The following is an 18,779-nucleotide window of genomic DNA, read 5'->3' as shown; positions in this document are numbered from 1 at the left end:
GCGACGGGCACGCCCGGTGATGACCGGTTTCTCCGCCGCCTCCGGGCCCGTGGGAGAGTGGAACGGTGAACCGACTGGCGCATGAGACGTCCCCGTACCTCCTCCAGCACGCCGACAACCCCGTCGACTGGTGGCCCTGGTCGGCCGAGGCCTTCGCCGAGGCCCGCGAGGCCGGCAAACCCGTCCTGCTGAGCGTCGGGTACTCCAGCTGCCACTGGTGCCATGTCATGGCTCACGAGTCCTTCGAGGACCAGGCCACCGCCGACTACCTCAACGAGCACTTCGTCAGCGTCAAGGTCGACCGCGAGGAGCGCCCCGACGTCGACGCCGTCTACATGGAGGCCGTCCAGGCCGCCACCGGCCAGGGCGGCTGGCCCATGACCGTGTTCCTCACCCCGGACGCCGAACCCTTCTACTTCGGGACCTACTTCCCGCCCGCGCCCCGGCACGGCATGCCCTCCTTCCGGCAGGTGCTGGAGGGTGTCCGGCAGGCCTGGGACACCCGGCGCGACGAGGTCGGCGAGGTCGCCGGGAAGATCGTGCGCGACCTCGCCCAGCGGGAGATCAGCCACCAGGGCGACCGCGTGCCCGGCGAGGAGGAACTCGCCCAGGCCCTGCTCGGTCTCACCCGGGAGTACGACCCGCAGCGCGGCGGATTCGGCGGGGCGCCGAAGTTCCCGCCGTCGATGGTCCTGGAGTTCCTGCTGCGCCACCACGCGCGCACCGGCTCCGAGGGCGCCCTCCAGATGGCCCAGGACACCTGCGAGCGCATGGCCCGGGGCGGGATCTACGACCAGCTGGGCGGCGGGTTCGCCCGTTACTCCGTCGACCGTGACTGGGTCGTGCCGCATTTCGAGAAGATGCTGTACGACAACGCGCTGCTGTGCCGCGTGTACGCCCATCTCTGGCGGGCCACCGGCTCGGACCTCGCCCGGCGCGTCGCGCTGGAGACCGCGGACTTCCTGGTCCGTGAACTGCGCACGGACGAGGGCGGGTTCGCCTCCGCGCTCGATGCCGACAGTGACGACGGCAGTGGGCGGCACGTCGAGGGGGCGTACTACGTCTGGACGCCCGAGCAGCTGCGCGCCGCCCTCGGGGACGCGGACGGCGACCTCGCCGCCCAGTACTTCGGGGTGACCGACGAGGGCACCTTCGAGCACGGGCAGTCCGTTCTCCAACTGCCGCAGACGGAAGGTGTCTTCGACGCCGAGAAGGTCGACTCCATGCGCACCCGGCTTCTCGCCGAGCGCGCCGGACGCCCTGCCCCCGGCCGGGACGACAAGGTCGTCGCCGCCTGGAACGGGCTCGCGATCGCCGCGCTCGCCGAGACCGGCGCCTACTTCGACCGTCCCGACCTGATCGAGACCGCCCTCGGTGCCGCCGACCTCCTCGTGCGCGTGCACCTCGACGAGCACGCCCGGCTCGCCCGCACCAGCAAGGACGGCCGCGTCGGCCCCAACACCGGGGTGCTGGAGGACTACGGCGACGTCGCCGAGGGCTTCCTCGCGCTCGCCTCCGTGACGGGGGAGGGCGTCTGGCTCGACTTCGCCGGACTGCTCCTCGACCATGTGCTCACCCGGTTCGCCGACCCGGGGAGTGGCGCGCTCTACGACACCGCCGCCGACGCCGAGCGGCTCATCCGCCGGCCGCAGGACCCCACCGACAACGCCACCCCGTCGGGATGGACCGCGGCGGCCGGTGCCCTGCTCGGCTATGCCGCGCACACCGGTTCGGAGGCGCACCGGACGGCGGCCGAGCGGGCGCTGGGTGTCGTCACCACGCTCGGGCCGCGCGTACCGCGGTTCATCGGCTGGGGGCTCGCCGTCGCCGAGGCCCTCCTCGACGGACCGAAGGAGATCGCCGTCGTCGGCACCTCACCGGCCGACAAGGAGACAACCGCCCTGCACCGCACGGCACTTCTGGGGACGGCCCCCGGGGCCGTCGTGGCCGTCGGGGCTCCGGAGAGCGATGAGTTCCCGCTGCTTTCCGGCCGCTCGCTGGTGGCCGGTCAACCTGCGGTTTACGTCTGCCGTAACTTCACGTGCGACGCCCCGACGACGGATCCGGAACGGCTGCGGGCGGCCTTGAACCGGCGCTGATCAGCCGAAACGCAGTGGAAAGCGGTTGTGCCGAAGTGTCCGGATGTGAGCAGGTGTTCGGATAGATACCGCTTCCCACCCCTTCTCGCCGCTTCCCTCCCCCCATTCCGAAACAAGCTCTTTATCGGAAGACCTCCCAGACTTCACAGATCCCACCTACGCTCTCCACATCGACACAACGGGTGACCGGTGATGACCGACCGTTGTGTGCACAGGGGGTTTCAGGGGGATCTGGGGGGATCTTTTGCTGACGTCTTTCTTCATCGCTGCCGTTTCGCTTGCCCTTTTCTGGATGGCGGCCTTCACTCTGTGGTGGCAGATGCACGCGTGGCGTACGCCCGAGGTGCTGGCCTCCACCCGGTTCGGCAGACCGGACGGCGCCGAACACCTGTCGTTCTCGCTGCTGGTGCCGGCCCGCCATGAACAGGCGGTGCTCGACCACACCATCCAGCGGCTGCTGGAGTCCACACACGCCGACTTCGAGATCATCGTGATCGTCGGCCACGACGACCCGGAGACGAGTGAGGTGGCCCGCGCGGCCGCCGAGCGCGACAAGCGCGTCCGGGTCGTCGTCGACACCCACGAGAAGAAGAACAAGCCCAAGGCCATGAACACGGCGCTGCCGCACTGCCGCGGTGACGTCGTCGGGGTCTTCGACGCCGAGGACCAGGTCCATCCGGAGCTGCTCGCGCACGTCGACCACGCCTTCCGCACGACCGACGCGGACGTCGTCCAGGGCGGCGTCCAGCTCATCAACTTCCACTCCAGCTGGTACAGCCTGCGCAACTGCCTGGAGTACTTCTTCTGGTTCCGCTCCCGGCTGCATCTGCACGCGCAGAAGGGGTTCATCCCGCTCGGCGGCAACACCGTCTTCGTCCGGACGGACGTGCTGCGGGCGGCCGACGGCTGGGACCCCGACTGCCTCGCCGAGGACTGCGACCTGGGTGTCCGGCTGTCGTCCGTCGGCAAGAAGGTCGTCGTCGCCTACGACTCCGACATGGTCACCCGCGAGGAGACACCGGGCTCGCTCATGTCGCTGCTCAAGCAGCGCACCCGCTGGAACCAGGGCTTCCTCCAGGTCTACCGGAAGAAGGACTGGCGCCAACTGCCGGGATTCGGGCAGCGGTTGCTCGCCCGGTACACCCTGATGACCCCGTTCATGCAGGCCTTCTCCGGGGTGATCATCCCGCTGAACGCGGCCGTCGCGCTCTTCCTCGACGTCCCCGTCGGCGTCGCCTTCCTCACCTTCCTGCCGCTGGTCACCGCCGTCGTCACCTTCGTCTTCGAGGTGGTCGGGCTGCATGACTTCGGCGTCCAGTACGGACTCAGGGTCCGCTTCGCCCACTACGCCAAGCTCATCGTGGGCGGCCCCTTCTATCAGGTCCTCCTCGCCGGTGCCGCGATCCGCGCCGTGTGGCGCGAGCAACGCGGCCGCAACGACTGGGAGTTGACCTCGCACGTCGGCGCGCACCTCACCGCGGCCGAGACGATCCGAGAGGACGTTCCTGCGTGACCTCCACCCTTCCCGCGGTGACCGCAGCGACGGTCCCCGCGCAGCGCCAGGCTGCGCCCACGACACGTTCGACCGGTCGAACGCAGCCTCCGGTACGACTCCGGTCCTCCCGCCCCGACCTGCTGCTCTGCGGTGCGCTGCTCGTGGCGATCCTCGTCGTCCAGGGCTGGAACATCGCCGACTACCCGACCCTCAGCGACGACGAGGGCACCTACCTCGCCCAGGCCTGGGCCGTCCAGCAGGGCCGGGGACTTGCCCACTACACCTACTGGTACGACCACCCGCCGCTCGGCTGGATCCAGATAGCCCTGCTCAGCTGGCTCCCCTCGAAGCTCAGCCCCGGCTCCATGACCGTCGGCACCATGCGCCTCGCCATGCTGCTGATCAGCGGCGTCAGCGCGGTCCTCGTCTACGTCCTCGGCCGCCGCCTCTCCCTGCCGCGCTGGGCCGCCGGACTTGGCATGGCCCTGTTCGGGCTGTCCCCGCTCGCGGTCGTCCTCAGCCGGGAGATCTTCCTCGACAACATCGCCGTGATGTGGCTGCTGCTGGCGTTCTGCCTCGCCGCCTCGCCCAGCCGCCACCTCTGGCACCACTTCGGCGCGGGCCTCGCCGCCGCCGCGGGCGTGCTCACCAAGGAGACGATGCTCGTCGTCCTGCCCGCCCTGCTCGTCACCATGTGGCGGCACAGCCACCGCGACACCCGCAAGTTCGCCCTCACCGGAGCCGTCACCGCCTGCGCCCTGATCGGCTTCTCGTACCCGCTGTTCGCGCTGCTCAAGGGCGAGCTGTTCCCGGGCGCCGGACACGTCTCCCTGTGGGACGGCATCACCTACCAGATGTCCCGGCCCGGGTCCGGCTTCATCCTCGACCAGGGCTCCGGCTCGTACGGCGTGCTGCACTCCTGGCTCTACTACGACCGGGTCCTGCCCCTCGGCGGCCTCGTCGGCGCCCTGCTCCTGCTGGTCACCTGGCGCTGGTCGGTCACCGCCCGCGCGCTCGCCGGACCGTCCTTGACCGTGGCCATCCTGGCCGTCGTAGCCCTCAGGCCGAACGGCTATCTGCCCGCCATGTACGTCATCGGCGCCCTGCCCTTCCTCGCCCTGGTACTGGCCGGCGCCGCCGCCTCCGTCGCGCACGCGGTGCTGCGCCGGTGGCGGGCCGAGAGCGAGAAGCGGTACGTCACCGGCGGCCGGTACGCGCTCGCCGCCGTGCTCGCGCTCGCCGCCGGCGCCTACGTCGTACCGCACTGGTACGACGGCGACCGCACCGCCGTCACCGCCGACGCCAACAAGCCCTACCGGCAGGCCTCCCACTGGCTCAGCACGAAGGTCGCGGACCCGAAGGACACCCGCGTCCTCGTCGACGACGCCCTCTGGCTGGACCTCGTACACGCCGGATACCGGCCCGGACTCGGCGCCATCTGGTTCTACAAGGCCGACCTCGACCCGGCCGTCACGAAGACCATGCCGCACGGCTGGCGGGACATCGACTACGTCGTCGCCTCGCCGACCGTCCGCCGCGACGCCAAGGACCTGCCCAATGTCAGGGCCGCCATCCAGCACTCCGCGCCGGTCGCCACCTTCGGCACCGGAGAGGACCGCGTCGAGATCCGGCAGATCCAGGCCACCGGGAGTGCCCGATGAGCGAGTACACCGCGCCCGTACCCGGCCTCGACGCCGTCGAGATACCTGAACCCGGCGCCGTCACCCTCGTCGTACCGACCTTCAACGAGTCCGCGAACATCCGTCAACTGCTGCACCACATCACCGAGTCGGTGCCCGAGCGGATGCCGTGCGAGGTCCTCTTCGTGGACGACTCCACCGACGACACACCCGAGGTCATCCGCGAGGCCGCCGAGGACTGCCCGTACCCGGTGGCCGTACTGCACCGCGAGGAACCCGTCGGCGGGCTCGGCGGGGCGGTGGTCGAGGGGCTGAAGGCGGCGGGCTCGGAGTGGATCGTCGTCATGGACGGCGACTGCCAGCATCCGCCGTCCCTGGTACCGGAGTTGATCGCCACCGGGGAGCGTACGAACGCCGGACTGGTCGTCGCCTCCCGGTACATCGCGGGCGGCAGCCGGGCCGGGCTCGCCGGTGGCTACCGGGTCGCCGTCTCGCGCGGTGCGACCTGGCTCGCCAAGGCCCTCTTCCCGCGCCGGCTGCACGGCATCAGCGATCCGATGAGCGGCTTCTTCGCCATCCGGCGCAGCGTGGTCACGGCCGATGCGCTGAAGCCGCTCGGCTACAAGATCCTGCTGGAGCTGGCCGTGCGCAGCCGGCCCCGGCAGGTCGCCGAGGTGCCGTTCGTCTTCCAGGACCGGTACGCGGGCGAGTCCAAGTCCACGGCGCGGGAAGGCTTCCGCTTCCTGCGCCACCTGGCGGGCCTGCGCACCGCGTCCCCGGTCGCCCGCATGATCGGCTTCGGGCTGATCGGGGCGAGCGGCTTCGTGCCCAATCTGGTGGGCCTCGCCGCCCTGACGGGGCTCGGCCTGCACTACGTGCTCGCCGAGATCCTCGCCAACCAACTGGGCGTCGCCTGGAACTTCCTGCTCATCGAGCAGCTGCTGTTCCGTGACCGGCGCGCGCACCGCCGCTGGTGGGACCGGCTCGGCCGGTTCGCGCTGCTCGCCAACGCCGACCTCGTGCTGCGGATCCCGCTGATCGCGCTGCTCGTCGACCGGTTCGGCATGGGCGCCCTGGCCGCGACCGCGCTCGCGCTGGTCATGACGTTCGTCCTGCGCTTCGCCGGGACCGAAGCGCTGGTCTATCTCCCCCGTCGCCGGGGGAGCCGAGCAAGGAGAGCCGTGTGAGCCGTAAGTACCGCAGACGGACCGCGCTGGCCGGGGTGGGCGCCCTGACCGCCGGTCTGCTTCTGACCGCACCCCAGCCGGCCGAGGCCGCCAACCTGATCAAGAACCCCGGCTTCGAGACCGCCGGCACGAACGACATGCCGTACTGCTGGGAGAAGTCCGGCTGGGGCGACAACGACTTCACCTTCGAGACGACCTCGGACGCGCACTCCGGGACCAAGGCCATGAAGGTCACGCTGACCCGCCGGGTCGACGGCGACCGCAAGGCGATGATCACCGAGTCCACCGACTGCGCGCCGGTCGTGACCGTCGGCAAGCAGTACGACCTGGGCCTCTGGTACAAGACCACGACCCCCGACGCGAACGTCACGCTGTTCCGGCACGACACGACGGCCGGCTGGCAGTACTGGACCGACGTCAAGACGCTGGACATGGCCTCGGACTGGACCCAGGCGTCGGTCCGCACCCCCGAGATCCCGGCCGGCACCGACCGCATCACCTGGGGTGTCTCCGTGTACGGCACCGGGTCGGCGACCACCGACGACTACACCATGGACCAGGTGCCGGACGTGACCCCGCCCGCACAGTGCACCGGCACCAGCGACCAGTGCGCGGGCGGCAGCTGGTCGGTCCTGCCGACGCAGAACCCGGTCCGCTCCATGCACTCCGTCGTGCTGAAGAACGGCAAGGTGCTGCTGATCGCCGGCTCCGGCAACAGCGAGGAGCAGTTCAACGCGGGCACGTTCACGAGCGCGGTGTACAACCCGGCCGACGGCACCTACAAGGTCATCCCGACGCCGAAGGACATGTTCTGCGCGGGCCATGTCCAGCTCCAGGACGGCCGGGTGCTGGTCCTGAGCGGCAACAAGGCGTACCCGGTCGCGGGCGGGCACGGGTACGAGGGCTTCAGGGACTCGTACATCTTCGACCCGGCGACGGAGACGTACACCAAGACGAACGACCTGAACGACGGCCACTGGTACCCGTCGGCGACCGAGCTCGGCAACGGTGACGTCATCACCTTCGGCGGGCTGCGCGAGGACTCCACCGGCTCGGTGACCGCCGAGCGCTGGTCGGACGCGCAGCAGCAGTGGCTGCCGACGTGGCAGGTCAACCAGACCTGGTCGTACTGGGGCCTGTACCCGGCGATGATCCTGATGCAGGACGGCCGCCTCTTCTACACGGGCAGCCATGTCTTCGGCAACAACATCCCCGGCACGGGCTCGGCGATCTACGACTACGGCGCCAACACGATCACGCAGATCCCGGGGCTCCAGAACAAGGACGAGCGGGACCAGTCGGCGTCCGTGCTGCTGCCTCCGGCGCAGGACCAGCGGGTGCTGACGATCGGCGGCGGCAACATCGACTCCAACCCCGACGCCAACCGCCTCACGGACCTGATCGACCTCAAGCAGCCGAACCCGTCGTACGTCGCCGGGCCGCCGCTGCCGCAGGGCACGGTCGACCTCGGGAACGGGCCGCAGCCGGAGACCGGTTCCCAGGGCAAGATGTACGTCTCCGCCGTGCTGCTGCCCGACGGCAAGGTGCTGGAGACGGGCGGCGCCCTGCACAACCGGGCCAACCCGGTGTACGAGTCCTCGCTGTACGACCCCGGCACCAACACCTTCCAGCAGGTCGCCGCCGACCCCCAGGCCCGCGGCTACCACTCCTCGGCGTTCCTGCTGCCCGACGGCCGGGTGATGGCCACCGGCGACAACCCGGGCAACGGCAGCTGGAACCACAACGTGTCCATCTACACCCCGTCGTACCTCTTCAAGGGCCCCCGGCCGACGATCACCTCGGTGATCAGCCAGGAGTGGAAGTACGGCGACACCCAGCGGATCACGGTGGACCGCCCGATCGCGAAAGCGGAGCTGATCCGCCCGGCGGCGGTGACCCACTCCTCGGACCCGAACCAGCGCTTCGTGGACCTGCCGCTGTCGGTGGACGGCAACAACGTCGACCTGAACGTGACGAACAACCCGAACGTCGCCCCGCCCGGCTGGTACATGCTCTTCGCGGTCGACGCCAACGGCGTTCCGTCCGTTGCCCAGTGGGTCCATCTGACGGGCCCGACGGCCATGACCGCCGCCTCGCCGCACGTCCACTCCTTCGCCGACTCCCTGACCGGCAAGGTCTCCGGCCCCGGCAAGAAGCGCACGTCCCAGCAGGTCAGCCCGACGCTCTCCGGCTGCGACCGCCACTACGGCTCGATCAACGTGTGCGTACCGACCGTCTTCCCGCCCGAGGTGAAGAAGACGACGGCCGCCCGCTGCGCCTGGCTTCGGGAGAACAACTACGGCCGGCTGAAGGTCAACGGCGGGGACGATCCGCTGGGGCTCGACCCGAACCGGGACGGGGTGGCGTGCGGAAAGGGGGACGTCAGGCGCCGCTGAGGATCATCGCCCCGAGCGTGAGCTGAGCCCCCCACTGCACGAACACGGCCCCGGCCCCGGCGATCCTCCACCGGGCCCGGGGCCGGACCAGTTTCGGCTCCCGTGCTCAATCCCCCTGGGTACGCATGCTCAACGCCCGCTCCACGACCGCCTCCAGCTGGTCGTGGTGGGCGCCCTTCCAGTACGCACGGCCGCAGGAGGTGCACTGGGCGAAGACGTCGTACGAGCGTTGGGTGCCGCCCTTGAGCTGGTCGGCCAGTTCTTCCTTTGTCGCTTGTTTCAGCAGGCCGTTGCAGGCCGTGCAGCGGGTCCAGGGGTGCAGGGCGGGGGCGAAGCGGTCGAGGACGTCGTGGAGCTGGTCGTCGGGGCGGGTGCTGTAGACGAAGGCGCCCGCCCAGAGTTCACGGCGGCGCAGCAGGCCCCGGTCGCGGCTCAGCATCACGCGTTTCTCGGCTGCCGAGCGGGCCGCCAGCGCCGGGTCGCCGATGTCCGTCGACTCGTACGCCGTGTCCACGCCGAGGAGGCGCAGGCGGCGGGCCAGGGTGCCGAGGTGGACGTCGAGGAGGAAGCGGAGCGGGGCGCCGGGAACCTGCTGGGGGCGGGCGACCGGGCGTACGCTCACGTGCTCGCCCGGCTTCGGGATGTGTGACACCGGGACCTCGTGGCCGTCCACCAGCAGGGCGCCCACCTCGGTCAGCGGCACGCCCAGGGACTCGATGACATGGCCGAGGGTGGAGACGCCGTCCGTGGCCAAGGGGGTCGTACCGGCGCGCCGGGCCTGCGGTACGAACACATGGAGCGCGGGGGCGACTTCGACGTGGATCTCGGCTGCGTTCACCTCGTCAGCATCCCATGGCGGGCCGGTGCGACCTCAGCGGTTTTCGCCCGGCAGCCCCTGCTCCAGAACGTCCAGGGCCCGGTCCATGAGGTCGCCGAGTTCGCCCGTGAAGTCGTTCTCCGCCCAGTACATGGAGACCTCCATCAGGCCGCCGATGAGGGACATGGCGTAGACGCGGATCTCCAGGCTGTCGGGGTCCAGGCCGGAGCGTTCGGCGAGGACCTCACGGAGCAGGCGGCCGGTCTCCGACATGCTCTCGAACATCCGGGAGCGGACGGCGGGGACCTGCACCGCGAGGTGGGTGCGCATGCGCACCACCTCGGGTCCCTCGGCCATGTTCGCGTCGACGGCCTTGCGCAGCACATGCCGCATCGAGTCCATCCACGACTCGCCGGCGGGCCGGGCGCGCAACTCCGCTGCCATCAGCGGGTCGTACTCGTCCGTGAGGACGATGTCCTCCTTCGTGGGGAAGTAGCGGAAGACCGTCGACGGCGACACCTCGGCGCGCTCGGCGATCTGCTCGATCGTCGTCGCGTCGTACCCCTGCTCCTGGATCAGCGCGTAGGTCGCGGTGCGGATCGCCTCGCGGGTCTTGATCTTCTTGCGTTCGCGCAGGCCCAGCTGGGGGCGGTCGGCGGGGGAGAGCGGGGAACGTGCGGCCGTCATACGGTTCATTGTCAGGCATCCTCCACGGTGACGACCATGGCGGCACCGGTGCTTTCCGCCTCCTGGGCGGGTGCGGCGGCCTTCGGCAGGAGCACCGCGGCCAGCAGCGCGGCGACCAGAGCGGCGATCCCGCACACCAGCAGGACCACGCCCATGCCGTGAACGTAGGCGTCGTTCGCGGAGGCGGCGAGGCGGGCCGCGCTGTCGGGGCCCGCCTTCGCGGCGATCAGATGCGCGGCGATCACCGACTCCCCGGCGGTGTGCGCCGCCTGCGGGGGCAGCCCGGTGACGTCGAGCCGGTCGCGGAAGATGCCGGCGAGCAGACTGCCCAGCAGGGCGATGCCGATGGCGGCGCCGACCTGGCGCAGCGTCATCAGCAGGCCCGAACCGCTGCCGGCCCGGTCCCGGGGCAACGCACCGAGGGCGCCGTCCATCGCGGGCACGACGCAGAAACCGAAGCCGACGCCGGTGATCGACAGCCACAGCGCGACGAAGCCGTACCCGGATTCGGCCGTCGTACGGCTTCCGAGCAGCGCGGCGAAGGCCAGCACGACCAGCCCGGCGCTCACCACGGCCCGTGCGCCGAACTTGGCGACGACCGGCTGGGCGCCCCGCGCGGCGATCATCAGCCCGCCCATCATCGGCAGCAGCCGCACCCCGGTGCCGAGCGCGTCATGACCGAGGACGGCCTGGAGATACGGCGGCAGCACGAACATCAGGCCCGACAGCACGAACATCACCAGGGTCGCGGCGAGCGTGTTGAACAGGAAGCCGCGGTGGGCCAGCAGCGTCATGTCGAGCATGGGGCGCACGGCCCGGCGTTCGCGCAGCACCAGCGCGGTCAGCAGGACGGCGGCCGCCGCGAACATCGCCAGCACCACGCCGTCGCTCCAGCCCCGGCCGGGCGCCTCGATGATCGCGTAGATGAGGGCGCCGAGGCCGGTCGCGGTGAGCGCGGTGGACAGCGGGTCGACCCGTGGGGAGGCGGGGTCGCTGGTCTCGGGGAGCAGGAAGACACAGGCGGCGATGCCGATCGCGGCCATCGGGACGTTGACCAGGAAGACCGAGCCCCACCAGAAGTGGTTCAGCAGCCAGCCGCCGATGATCGGGCCGAGCGGCATGCCGAGCGCGGAGGCGGCGGAGATGATGCCGATGGCTTTGGCGCGCTCGTCGGGGTCGAACAGCGAGGGCAGCACGGACAGGGCGAGCGGGGTGACGAGCGCGCCGCCGATACCCATGAACGCGCGGGCCGCGATGACCCAGTTCACGTCGGAGGCGAGGGCGCCCATCAGGGAGCCGGCGAGGAAGAGGGCGAGCCCGGTGATCAGCATCCGGCGCCGCCCGAACCGGTCGCCGAGGAGGCCGGCCGGGAGCATCAGGGCGGCGAAGACGACGACGTACGCGTCCGCCATCCACTGCTGCTGGCCGGTGCCGGCGCCGAGATCGCCGGCCATCGTCGGCAGCGCCACGTTGAGGATCGTCATGTCGAAGCCGAGCGTGAGCATGCTCGCGACCAGGGCCCCGAGGGCCCACCAGCGCCGAGGGTTCGCGGTGACAGCAACCATGAAATGAGAGTAGCTCTCAAAATATTGGTACTGTCAATCGGTATCTCCTGTCGGCAGAAGAAGAGAGGGCCACGGCGAGATGCCGTGGCCCGAAGGGGAGGGTGTCGAGGGGTTACGCGTGCTGGTACGCCACCAGGGAGATGCCGACGTAGTGCACGACGAACGCGGCCAGCGTGAAGGAGTGGAAGACCTCGTGGAAGCCGAACCAGCGCGGTGACGGGTTCGGCCGCTTGATGCCGTAGATCACGCCGCCGGCGCTGTAGAGCAGGCCGCCGACGACGACCAGGACCAGGACGGCGATGCCGCCGGTGCGCAGGAAGTCGGGCAGGAAGAAGACGGCCGCCCAGCCCATCGCGATGTAGCAGGGCGTGTAGAGCCAGCGCGGGGCGCCGACCCAGAAGACGCGGAAGACGATGCCGGCCGCGGCGGCGGCCCAGATCCCCCACAGCAGCCACTGGCCCTTCGCGCTCGGCAGGAGCAGCAGGGTCAGCGGGGTGTAGGTGCCCGCGATGATCAGGAAGATGTTGGCGTGGTCGAGGCGGCGCAGCAGGCCGTCCATCCGCGGGCCCCAGTTGCCCCGGTGGTACAGCGCGCTGACGCCGAACAGCAGGCAGGCCGTCAGGACGTAGATGCCGCACGCGATGCGGCCTCTGGTCGAGTCGGCGAGAGCGGTGAGCACGAGGCCCGCGACGAGTACGGCCGGGAACATGCCGAGGTGCAGCCAGCCGCGGAGCTTCGGCTTGACCTGCTTGACCTGTTGCGGCAAGGAGAGCGCGGCGGGACCGTGGCCGTCGGCCGGCGTGTCCGTGGGCGCGTCGGGGACGGACGCAGTCATGGCCGCATGGTACCTACGGCACCGTAAGTCGCTTGTCAGCGCGGGTCTTGGTCGTTCGAACGCAAAAAGACCTTCAGGTGACCCAAACCTGTACGTAAAGGGAACGCAAACAGGCCTGGAAACCGTGGCTTTCGTCACGCCGCTCACCTGTAGCTCCCCCTGGACAGATGGGCGCTCGCGACGGATGATCAAATGAGTGCGGTCGGCACCGGATGAGCACCACAAGATCAGTCGTGAAGCATCCGGGTCGCAGCCCCCACGGGGCAACAAGGACAAAATCCCTCACTTAGGAGCAACCGTGGCGCGCGACAACTCGGCTTCCAGCGTTCCCACCAACCACCAGGAACTGATCTCGTGGGTCAACGAGATCGCCGAACTGACGCAGCCGGACAGCGTGGTCTGGTGCGACGGCTCCGAGGCGGAGTACGAGCGGCTGGCCGAAGAGCTCGTAGCCAAGGGGACGTTCAAGAAGCTCGACCCGATCAAGCGCCCGCACTCCTACTACGCCGCCTCCGACCCGACCGACGTCGCGCGCGTCGAGGACCGGACCTTCATCTGCTCCGAGAAGGAGGAGGACGCCGGCCCGACCAACCACTGGAAGGCCCCCGCCGAGATGCGGGAGATCTTCGCCGGTGAGAAGGGCCTGTTCCGCGGCTCCATGCGCGGCCGCACCATGTACGTCGTCCCGTTCTGCATGGGCCCGCTGGGCTCCCCGCTGTCGGCGATCGGCGTGGAGATCACCGACTCCGCCTACGTGGCCGTCTCCATGCGCACCATGACGCGCATGGGTCAGGCCGTCCTGGACGAGCTCGGCTCCGAGGGCTTCTTCGTGAAGGCCGTGCACAGCCTCGGCGCCCCCCTGGAGGAGGGCCAGGAGGACGTTCCGTGGCCGTGCAACTCCACCAAGTACATCTCGCACTTCCCCGAGGACCGCGAGATCTGGTCCTACGGCTCCGGCTACGGCGGCAACGCCCTGCTCGGCAAGAAGTGCTACGCGCTGCGTATCGCCTCCGTCATGGCGCGTGACGAGGGCTGGCTGGCCGAGCACATGCTGATCCTCAAGCTCACGCCTCCGCAGGGCGAGTCGAAGTACGTGGCGGCGGCCTTCCCTTCGGCCTGCGGCAAGACCAACCTCGCCATGCTGGAGCCCACGATCTCCGGCTGGACCGTGGAGACCATCGGCGACGACATCGCCTGGATGCGCTTCGGCGAGGACGGCCGGCTGTACGCGATCAACCCCGAGGCCGGTTTCTTCGGCGTCGCGCCCGGCACCGGTGAGCACACCAACGCCAACGCGATGAAGACCCTGTGGGGCAACGCGGTCTTCACCAACGTCGCCCTCACCGACGACGGCGACGTGTGGTGGGAGGGCATGACCGAGGAGGCCCCCGCCCATCTGACCGACTGGAAGGGCAACGACTGGACGCCGGCCTCCGAGGCCCCGGCCGCCCACCCCAACGCCCGCTTCACCGTCCCCGCCTCGCAGTGCCCGATCATCGCGCCCGAGTGGGAGGACCCCAAGGGCGTGCCGATCTCGGCGATCCTCTTCGGCGGCCGCCGCGCGAGCGCGGTTCCGCTGGTGACGGAGTCCTTCGACTGGAACCACGGCGTGTTCCTCGGCGCCAACGTGGCCTCCGAGAAGACCGCCGCGGCCGAGGGCAAGGTCGGCGAGCTGCGCCGCGACCCGTTCGCGATGCTGCCGTTCTGCGGCTACAACATGGGCGACTACATGGCGCACTGGATCAAGGTCGGCAAGTCCGCGGACGCGGCCAAGCTGCCGAAGATCTACTACGTCAACTGGTTCCGCAAGAACGACGAGGGTAAGTTCGTCTGGCCGGGCTTCGGCGAGAACTCCCGCGTCCTGAAGTGGATCGTGGAGCGCCTCGACGGCAAGGCCGAGGGCGTCGAGACCCCGATCGGCGTGCTGCCGACCAAGGAGGCCCTCGACACCGACGGTCTCGAACTGTCCGAGTCCGACCTGGGCTTCCTGCTCACGGTCGACAAGGACGTCTGGCGCGAGGAGGCCGCACTGGTCCCCGAGCACCTGAACACCTTCGGAGACCACACCCCGAAGGAGCTGTGGGACCAGTACCACGCGCTGGTGGAGCGCCTCGGTTAGTCCCGCGCTCCCGCCCCAGACTCCACGGCCGGTCGCCGTGCCCTGACCAGCGATCGTCACGACCGGCCGTGGAACGACCCCGGGTGCCTCGCACAATGGCGTGCGGGGCACCCGCCTTTTATCGGAGTGTGTGGCTCCCGGTCCGCGCGTCGCTGCGGGTGCACGCGGACCGGGGCCGATCGGGGGACCCCGGGACGGGGTCAGTGGGCGGCGCTCAGCTCTTTCGGGTCGGCCAGCGCGGAGCTGTGGGCGTCCATCCGCTCCGCCGTGAGGATCGCCGCCGCCGTGTCGGCGCGGGACGCGGCGACCACGAGCGCGCGGCCTGCGAGGGTGTGTGCACGCCGGTGCAGGGCGGCGGGGTCGGCACCGGCGGACGGCGTCGCCCGCAGCGGGGCACGTCCGCCCCGGAGCCGGGTCACCTGCTCGACGAGCCGCTCGGCCGCGCCGTCCAGGTCGGCCGACGGGGTCGAGCCACGCAGCTCGTCGGTCACGGCGAGCAGCGCGGCGAGGTGACCGGCGAGCTGGATGTCCAGCTCCTCCTCGCGCGACCGGTGGGGAAAGTCGGAGGAGGCGTCGGCCATCGTGCTGTGGACCGACTTGGTGCGGATCGGCTCGTACATGGGATGGCCTCCTGTGCTCTGACAGGAGGCCATCCTAGCTTAGATCTCGTCTAAAGTTGAGCCCGTTCGCGCATCGCTGTCGGTCCTATGCCTGGCTGTAGCCGTCCAGGAAGTTCCCGATCCGGGTGATCGCGTCCTTCAGGTCGCCGACCGTCGGCAGGGTCACCACCCGGAAGTGATCGGGCTCGGGCCAGTTGAAGCCCGTCCCCTGCACGACCATGATCTTTTCCTGGCGCAGCAGGTCCAGGACCATCCGGCGGTCGTCGTTGATCTTGAAGACCTGGGGGTCGAGGCGCGGGAAGAGATACAGCGCGCCCTTCGGCCGTACACAGCTCACGCCCGGGATCTGCGTCAGCAGGTCGTACGCGGTGTCCAGCTGCTCCTTCAGCCGGCCGCCCGGCAGTACGAGGTCGTTGATCGACTGGCGTCCGCTGAGCGCGGCGACGACCCCGTGCTGTCCTGGCATGTTGGCGCACAGCCGCATGTTCGCCAGGATCGTCAGGCCTTCGATGTAGGAGTCGGCGTGGGCGCGCGGCCCGGAGATCGACATCCAGCCCACCCGGTACCCGGCCACCCGGTACGCCTTCGACATGCCGTTGAAGGTGAGGGTGAGCAGATCGGGGGCGACCTTCGCGGTCGGGGTGTGCGTGGCGCCGTCGTAGAGGATCTTGTCGTAGATCTCGTCGGAGCAGACCAGCAGATTGTGCCGCCGGGCGATGTCCGTCAGCCCCTTGAGCACCGGCTCGTCGTAGACCGCGCCCGTCGGGTTGTTCGGGTTGATGATCACGATCGCCTTGGTGCGGTCCGTGACCTTGCGCTCGATGTCGGCGAGGTCGGGCGTCCAGTCCGCCTGCTCGTCGCAGCGGTAGTGGACGGCGGTGCCGCCGGCGAGGGAGACGGCGGCGGTCCACAGCGGGTAGTCCGGCGCCGGTACGAGGACCTCGTCGCCGTCGTCCAGCAGGCCCTGCATGGCCATCACGATCAGCTCGGAGACGCCGTTGCCGATGAAGACGTGCTCGACGTCCGTCTCGATGCCGAGGGTCTGGTTGTGCATGACGACCGCGCGCCGGGCGGCCAGCAGGCCCTTGGCGTCGCCGTAGCCGTGCGCCGTCGAGACGTTCCGGAGGATGTCCTCCAGGATCTCCGGGGGGCACTCGAAACCGAAGGCGGCGGGGTTGCCGGTGTTCAGCTTGAGGATGCGGTGACCGGCCGCCTCCAGCCGCATCGCCTCCTGGAGCACCGGTCCCCGGATCTCGTAACAGACGTTGGCGAGCTTGGTCGACTGGATCACCTGCATGTCGTGAGCTTACGGCCGGTTCACGCCTCTTGGGTCGTGTTTTCCGCCACGTGGGACGCGGAGGTTTGCCCGGATTTCGCCGATGGCTGTCTCTGGGGTCACTTGCGTCCCTAGAATCCGGCGTCATGTCCACCGAACGTGAGGGCGAGGCGGGGGCGTACGGTGCACAGGGACCTGCCGGTGTGCCCTGGGAACGACCCCCCGCGCAGCCGAACGTCTACCTCCCGCAGGCCCCGGCCCCGGCGTACGAGGAGTACGCCGACCCCGCCGCCGCCCATGGCTGGCAGAACGCCTACGACGAGACCCGCGAACTGCCCCCGGTGACCGACCCGACCGAGCCGCTGGAGCCGGTCGACGGACCAGGGCTGGGTCAGGGACCGAGTCGGGGATCGGGCCAGGGTTCGGGGCATGGGTTTGGTCATGGGTCGGGCCAGGGGCTGGGTCCGGGTCAGGGGCTGGGTCCGGGCCCGGGGCAGGGGTCTGGTGAGGGGCCGGGCCAGGGATCGGGCCGTGGGCCGGGGGAGGGGCGTGCCGAGCGCCGGCGGGCTGAACGACGGCGTGCCGAGCGGCGTACGGGTGGCCGCCGGCGGGTGGCGGTCGTCGCCGGGGCGCTGGGGGTGGCCGGTGCGGTCGCGGTGATCACGGCGCTCACGGGCGGCTCGGACTCCCCGGCACAGGACGGGTCCAGCCCTGCCGGCGGCGGGCATGTGGCCGTGGACGACTCCGCCGCGGCGAGCCCCCGCGTGGACACCGGCTCCCCGTCCGGCCCCGCCTCGCCGGCGGCCGGCGGATCCGCCTCGGCCACCTCCCCGGCATCCGGCGCACCCCGGTCGCAGACACCGGGCGCCCCGACCGTCTCACCCTCCGCCACGACGCCCGGCACACCCGCACCCACACCCACGACATCGACGCCCAGCCCGACGGCCTCCACGTCGGGCACACCCGGGGACCGGGGCCGTGGTCACGGCGTGGGACGGACGCGCCACTGAGCCAGGCTTCGCCACACAGGGAAACCCCTACGGCCCGCCACGCCTTCTTGTTCACACCCCCCTCTCGCCTTGAGAATGCGCATGACAAGCGTGAGGGCGACCGGAAGATCTCCGGTCGCCCACGTCGTCAGAGGGGACCCCCACATGAACAAGCCTCTCCTTGCCGTGCTCTCCTCCGTGGCCCTGGCCGCGCTGGGCGCGACCCCGGCGGTGGCCGCACCACACACCGCACCGCACTCCACACCGCACACCACCGCACCGCACACCGCCAGGCCCGCCGCGGTCACCGTCGACTTCGCCGGCACCGTATCGCTCAGCAACTGCTCCGGCTCGGTCATCCGCTTCCGCAACTCCGCGGACACCGACCCGGCGCTCGTGCTGACCAACGGCCACTGCCTGGAGACCGGCTTCCCGCAACCCGGTGAGGTCATCACCGGCCAGTCCTCCAGCCGTACCTTCGGCCTGCTGAACTCCGCCGGCACCAAGGTCGCCACCCTCCGCGCCAACCAGGTCGTGTACTCGACCATGACGGACACGGACGTGACGATCTACCGCACGACCACCACGTACGCGGCGATCAAGAGCAACTACGGCATCAGCCCGCTCACCGTGCAGGACACCCACCCGACGGCCGGCACCACCATCAAGGTCGTCTCCGGCTACTGGAAGAGGATCTACAGCTGCGCCATCGACGGCTTCGTGTACCGGCTGCAGGAGGGCGACTGGACCTGGAAGGACTCCGTCCGCTACACCTCCGCCTGCAACACCATCGGCGGCACCTCCGGCTCCCCGGTGATCGACACCGCCACCGGCAAGGTCGTGGCCGTCAACAACACCGGCAACGAGGACGGCGAGCGCTGCACCGAGAACAACCCTTGCGAGGTGGACGAGAACGGCAACGTCACCGTCCGCCAGGGCATCAACTACGCCGAGGAGACGTACATCATCCCGGCGTGCTTCACCACCGGCAACAAGCTGAACCTCAGCGCGTCCGGCTGCACCCTGCCCAAGCCGTGAGCCTCACGCCGTAAGA

The 18,779-nt window shown here is 70.1% G+C and carries 14 protein-coding genes; 8 read left to right on the top strand and 6 right to left on the bottom strand.

Annotated features, from left to right (window positions below; genetic code table 11):
- Positions 1 to 65: 65 nt before the first annotated feature.
- The 5 genes from O1G22_RS15675 to O1G22_RS15655 all read left to right on the top strand — a co-directional run bounded on the left by O1G22_RS15675 (position 66) and on the right by O1G22_RS15655 (position 8,817).
- On the top strand, positions 66 to 2,099 hold the full coding sequence (locus tag O1G22_RS15675; protein WP_270081923.1) for a thioredoxin domain-containing protein: 2,034 nt from the start codon (positions 66 to 68) through the stop codon (positions 2,097 to 2,099).
- 244 nt (positions 2,100 to 2,343) lie between these two features.
- Positions 2,344 to 3,612, top strand: a complete 1,269-nt coding sequence (locus O1G22_RS15670) for a glycosyltransferase (protein ID WP_270081922.1) — start codon at positions 2,344 to 2,346, stop codon at positions 3,610 to 3,612.
- On the top strand, positions 3,609 to 5,255 hold the full coding sequence (locus O1G22_RS15665) for an ArnT family glycosyltransferase (RefSeq protein ID WP_270081921.1): 1,647 nt from the start codon (positions 3,609 to 3,611) through the stop codon (positions 5,253 to 5,255). Before O1G22_RS15670 ends, O1G22_RS15665 begins: the two co-directional genes overlap by 4 nt.
- Entirely contained in the window at positions 5,252 to 6,421 is a 1,170-nt protein-coding gene (locus tag O1G22_RS15660) for a glycosyltransferase (protein WP_270081920.1), read from the top strand. Before O1G22_RS15665 ends, O1G22_RS15660 begins: the two co-directional genes overlap by 4 nt.
- The gene (locus O1G22_RS15655) at positions 6,418 to 8,817 is read left to right on the top strand and encodes a galactose oxidase family protein (protein ID WP_270081919.1); all 2,400 of its coding nucleotides are present in this window, start codon (positions 6,418 to 6,420) and stop codon (positions 8,815 to 8,817) included. Before O1G22_RS15660 ends, O1G22_RS15655 begins: the two co-directional genes overlap by 4 nt.
- A gap of 106 nt (positions 8,818 to 8,923) precedes the next feature.
- On the opposite strand, the gene O1G22_RS15650 is transcribed toward O1G22_RS15655, so the two are convergent.
- The 4 genes from O1G22_RS15650 to trhA all read right to left on the bottom strand — a co-directional run bounded on the left by O1G22_RS15650 (position 8,924) and on the right by trhA (position 12,721).
- Complete coding sequence (locus O1G22_RS15650) at positions 8,924 to 9,655, bottom strand: Mut7-C RNAse domain-containing protein (protein WP_270081918.1); 732 nt, start codon at positions 9,653 to 9,655, stop codon at positions 8,924 to 8,926.
- A 33-nt stretch (positions 9,656 to 9,688) separates the two neighbouring features.
- The gene (locus O1G22_RS15645; RefSeq protein ID WP_270081917.1) at positions 9,689 to 10,321 is read right to left on the bottom strand and encodes a TetR/AcrR family transcriptional regulator; all 633 of its coding nucleotides are present in this window, start codon (positions 10,319 to 10,321) and stop codon (positions 9,689 to 9,691) included.
- An 11-nt stretch (positions 10,322 to 10,332) separates the two neighbouring features.
- Positions 10,333 to 11,886, bottom strand: a complete 1,554-nt coding sequence (locus tag O1G22_RS15640; protein ID WP_270081916.1) for an MFS transporter — start codon at positions 11,884 to 11,886, stop codon at positions 10,333 to 10,335.
- Positions 11,887 to 11,998: 112 nt separating this feature from the next.
- The gene (trhA, locus tag O1G22_RS15635; RefSeq protein ID WP_270081915.1) at positions 11,999 to 12,721 is read right to left on the bottom strand and encodes a PAQR family membrane homeostasis protein TrhA; all 723 of its coding nucleotides are present in this window, start codon (positions 12,719 to 12,721) and stop codon (positions 11,999 to 12,001) included.
- 298 nt (positions 12,722 to 13,019) lie between these two features.
- On the opposite strand from trhA, the gene O1G22_RS15630 reads away from it, so the two are divergent.
- On the top strand, positions 13,020 to 14,840 hold the full coding sequence (locus O1G22_RS15630; RefSeq protein WP_270081914.1) for a phosphoenolpyruvate carboxykinase (GTP): 1,821 nt from the start codon (positions 13,020 to 13,022) through the stop codon (positions 14,838 to 14,840).
- A 200-nt stretch (positions 14,841 to 15,040) separates the two neighbouring features.
- On the opposite strand, the gene O1G22_RS15625 is transcribed toward O1G22_RS15630, so the two are convergent.
- Together O1G22_RS15625 and O1G22_RS15620 are read right to left on the bottom strand one after the other, a co-directional pair.
- Positions 15,041 to 15,460 carry an SCO4983 family protein gene (locus tag O1G22_RS15625; RefSeq protein ID WP_270081913.1) on the bottom strand — a complete coding sequence of 140 codons (420 nt, stop codon included), beginning with the start codon at positions 15,458 to 15,460 and terminating at the stop codon, positions 15,041 to 15,043.
- 85 nt (positions 15,461 to 15,545) lie between these two features.
- Positions 15,546 to 16,757 (bottom strand): pyridoxal phosphate-dependent aminotransferase, encoded by a 1,212-nt coding sequence (locus O1G22_RS15620; protein WP_270081912.1) that lies wholly within the window; start codon positions 16,755 to 16,757, stop codon positions 15,546 to 15,548.
- Between the two features lie 125 nt (positions 16,758 to 16,882).
- Between O1G22_RS15620 and O1G22_RS15615 the strand changes: the two genes are divergently transcribed.
- Both O1G22_RS15615 and O1G22_RS15610 read left to right on the top strand, forming a co-directional pair.
- Positions 16,883 to 17,746 (top strand): hypothetical protein, encoded by an 864-nt coding sequence (locus O1G22_RS15615; protein ID WP_270081911.1) that lies wholly within the window; start codon positions 16,883 to 16,885, stop codon positions 17,744 to 17,746.
- A 144-nt stretch (positions 17,747 to 17,890) separates the two neighbouring features.
- The gene (locus tag O1G22_RS15610) at positions 17,891 to 18,763 is read left to right on the top strand and encodes a S1 family peptidase (protein ID WP_270081910.1); all 873 of its coding nucleotides are present in this window, start codon (positions 17,891 to 17,893) and stop codon (positions 18,761 to 18,763) included.
- The last annotated feature ends 16 nt before the right edge of the window (positions 18,764 to 18,779 follow it).

Origin of the sequence: Streptomyces camelliae, assembly GCF_027625935.1 — a bacterium.
Taxonomy (GTDB): domain Bacteria; phylum Actinomycetota; class Actinomycetes; order Streptomycetales; family Streptomycetaceae; genus Streptomyces; species Streptomyces camelliae.
Note: the sequence above shows the minus strand (reverse complement) of the source record. Positions and strands in the feature narration are given on the sequence as shown.

Coding starts and splice junctions, on each gene's coding strand:
- O1G22_RS15660 (WP_270081920.1), top strand. CDS start 5,252: ATGAGCGAGTACACCGCGCCCGTACCCGGCCTCGACGCCGTCGAGATA.
- O1G22_RS15645 (WP_270081917.1), bottom strand. CDS start 10,321: ATGACGGCCGCACGTTCCCCGCTCTCCCCCGCCGACCGCCCCCAGCTG.
- O1G22_RS15640 (WP_270081916.1), bottom strand. CDS start 11,886: ATGGTTGCTGTCACCGCGAACCCTCGGCGCTGGTGGGCCCTCGGGGCC.
- trhA (WP_270081915.1), bottom strand. CDS start 12,721: ATGACTGCGTCCGTCCCCGACGCGCCCACGGACACGCCGGCCGACGGC.
- O1G22_RS15625 (WP_270081913.1), bottom strand. CDS start 15,460: ATGTACGAGCCGATCCGCACCAAGTCGGTCCACAGCACGATGGCCGAC.
- O1G22_RS15620 (WP_270081912.1), bottom strand. CDS start 16,757: ATGCAGGTGATCCAGTCGACCAAGCTCGCCAACGTCTGTTACGAGATC.
- O1G22_RS15615 (WP_270081911.1), top strand. CDS start 16,883: ATGTCCACCGAACGTGAGGGCGAGGCGGGGGCGTACGGTGCACAGGGA.
- O1G22_RS15610 (WP_270081910.1), top strand. CDS start 17,891: ATGAACAAGCCTCTCCTTGCCGTGCTCTCCTCCGTGGCCCTGGCCGCG.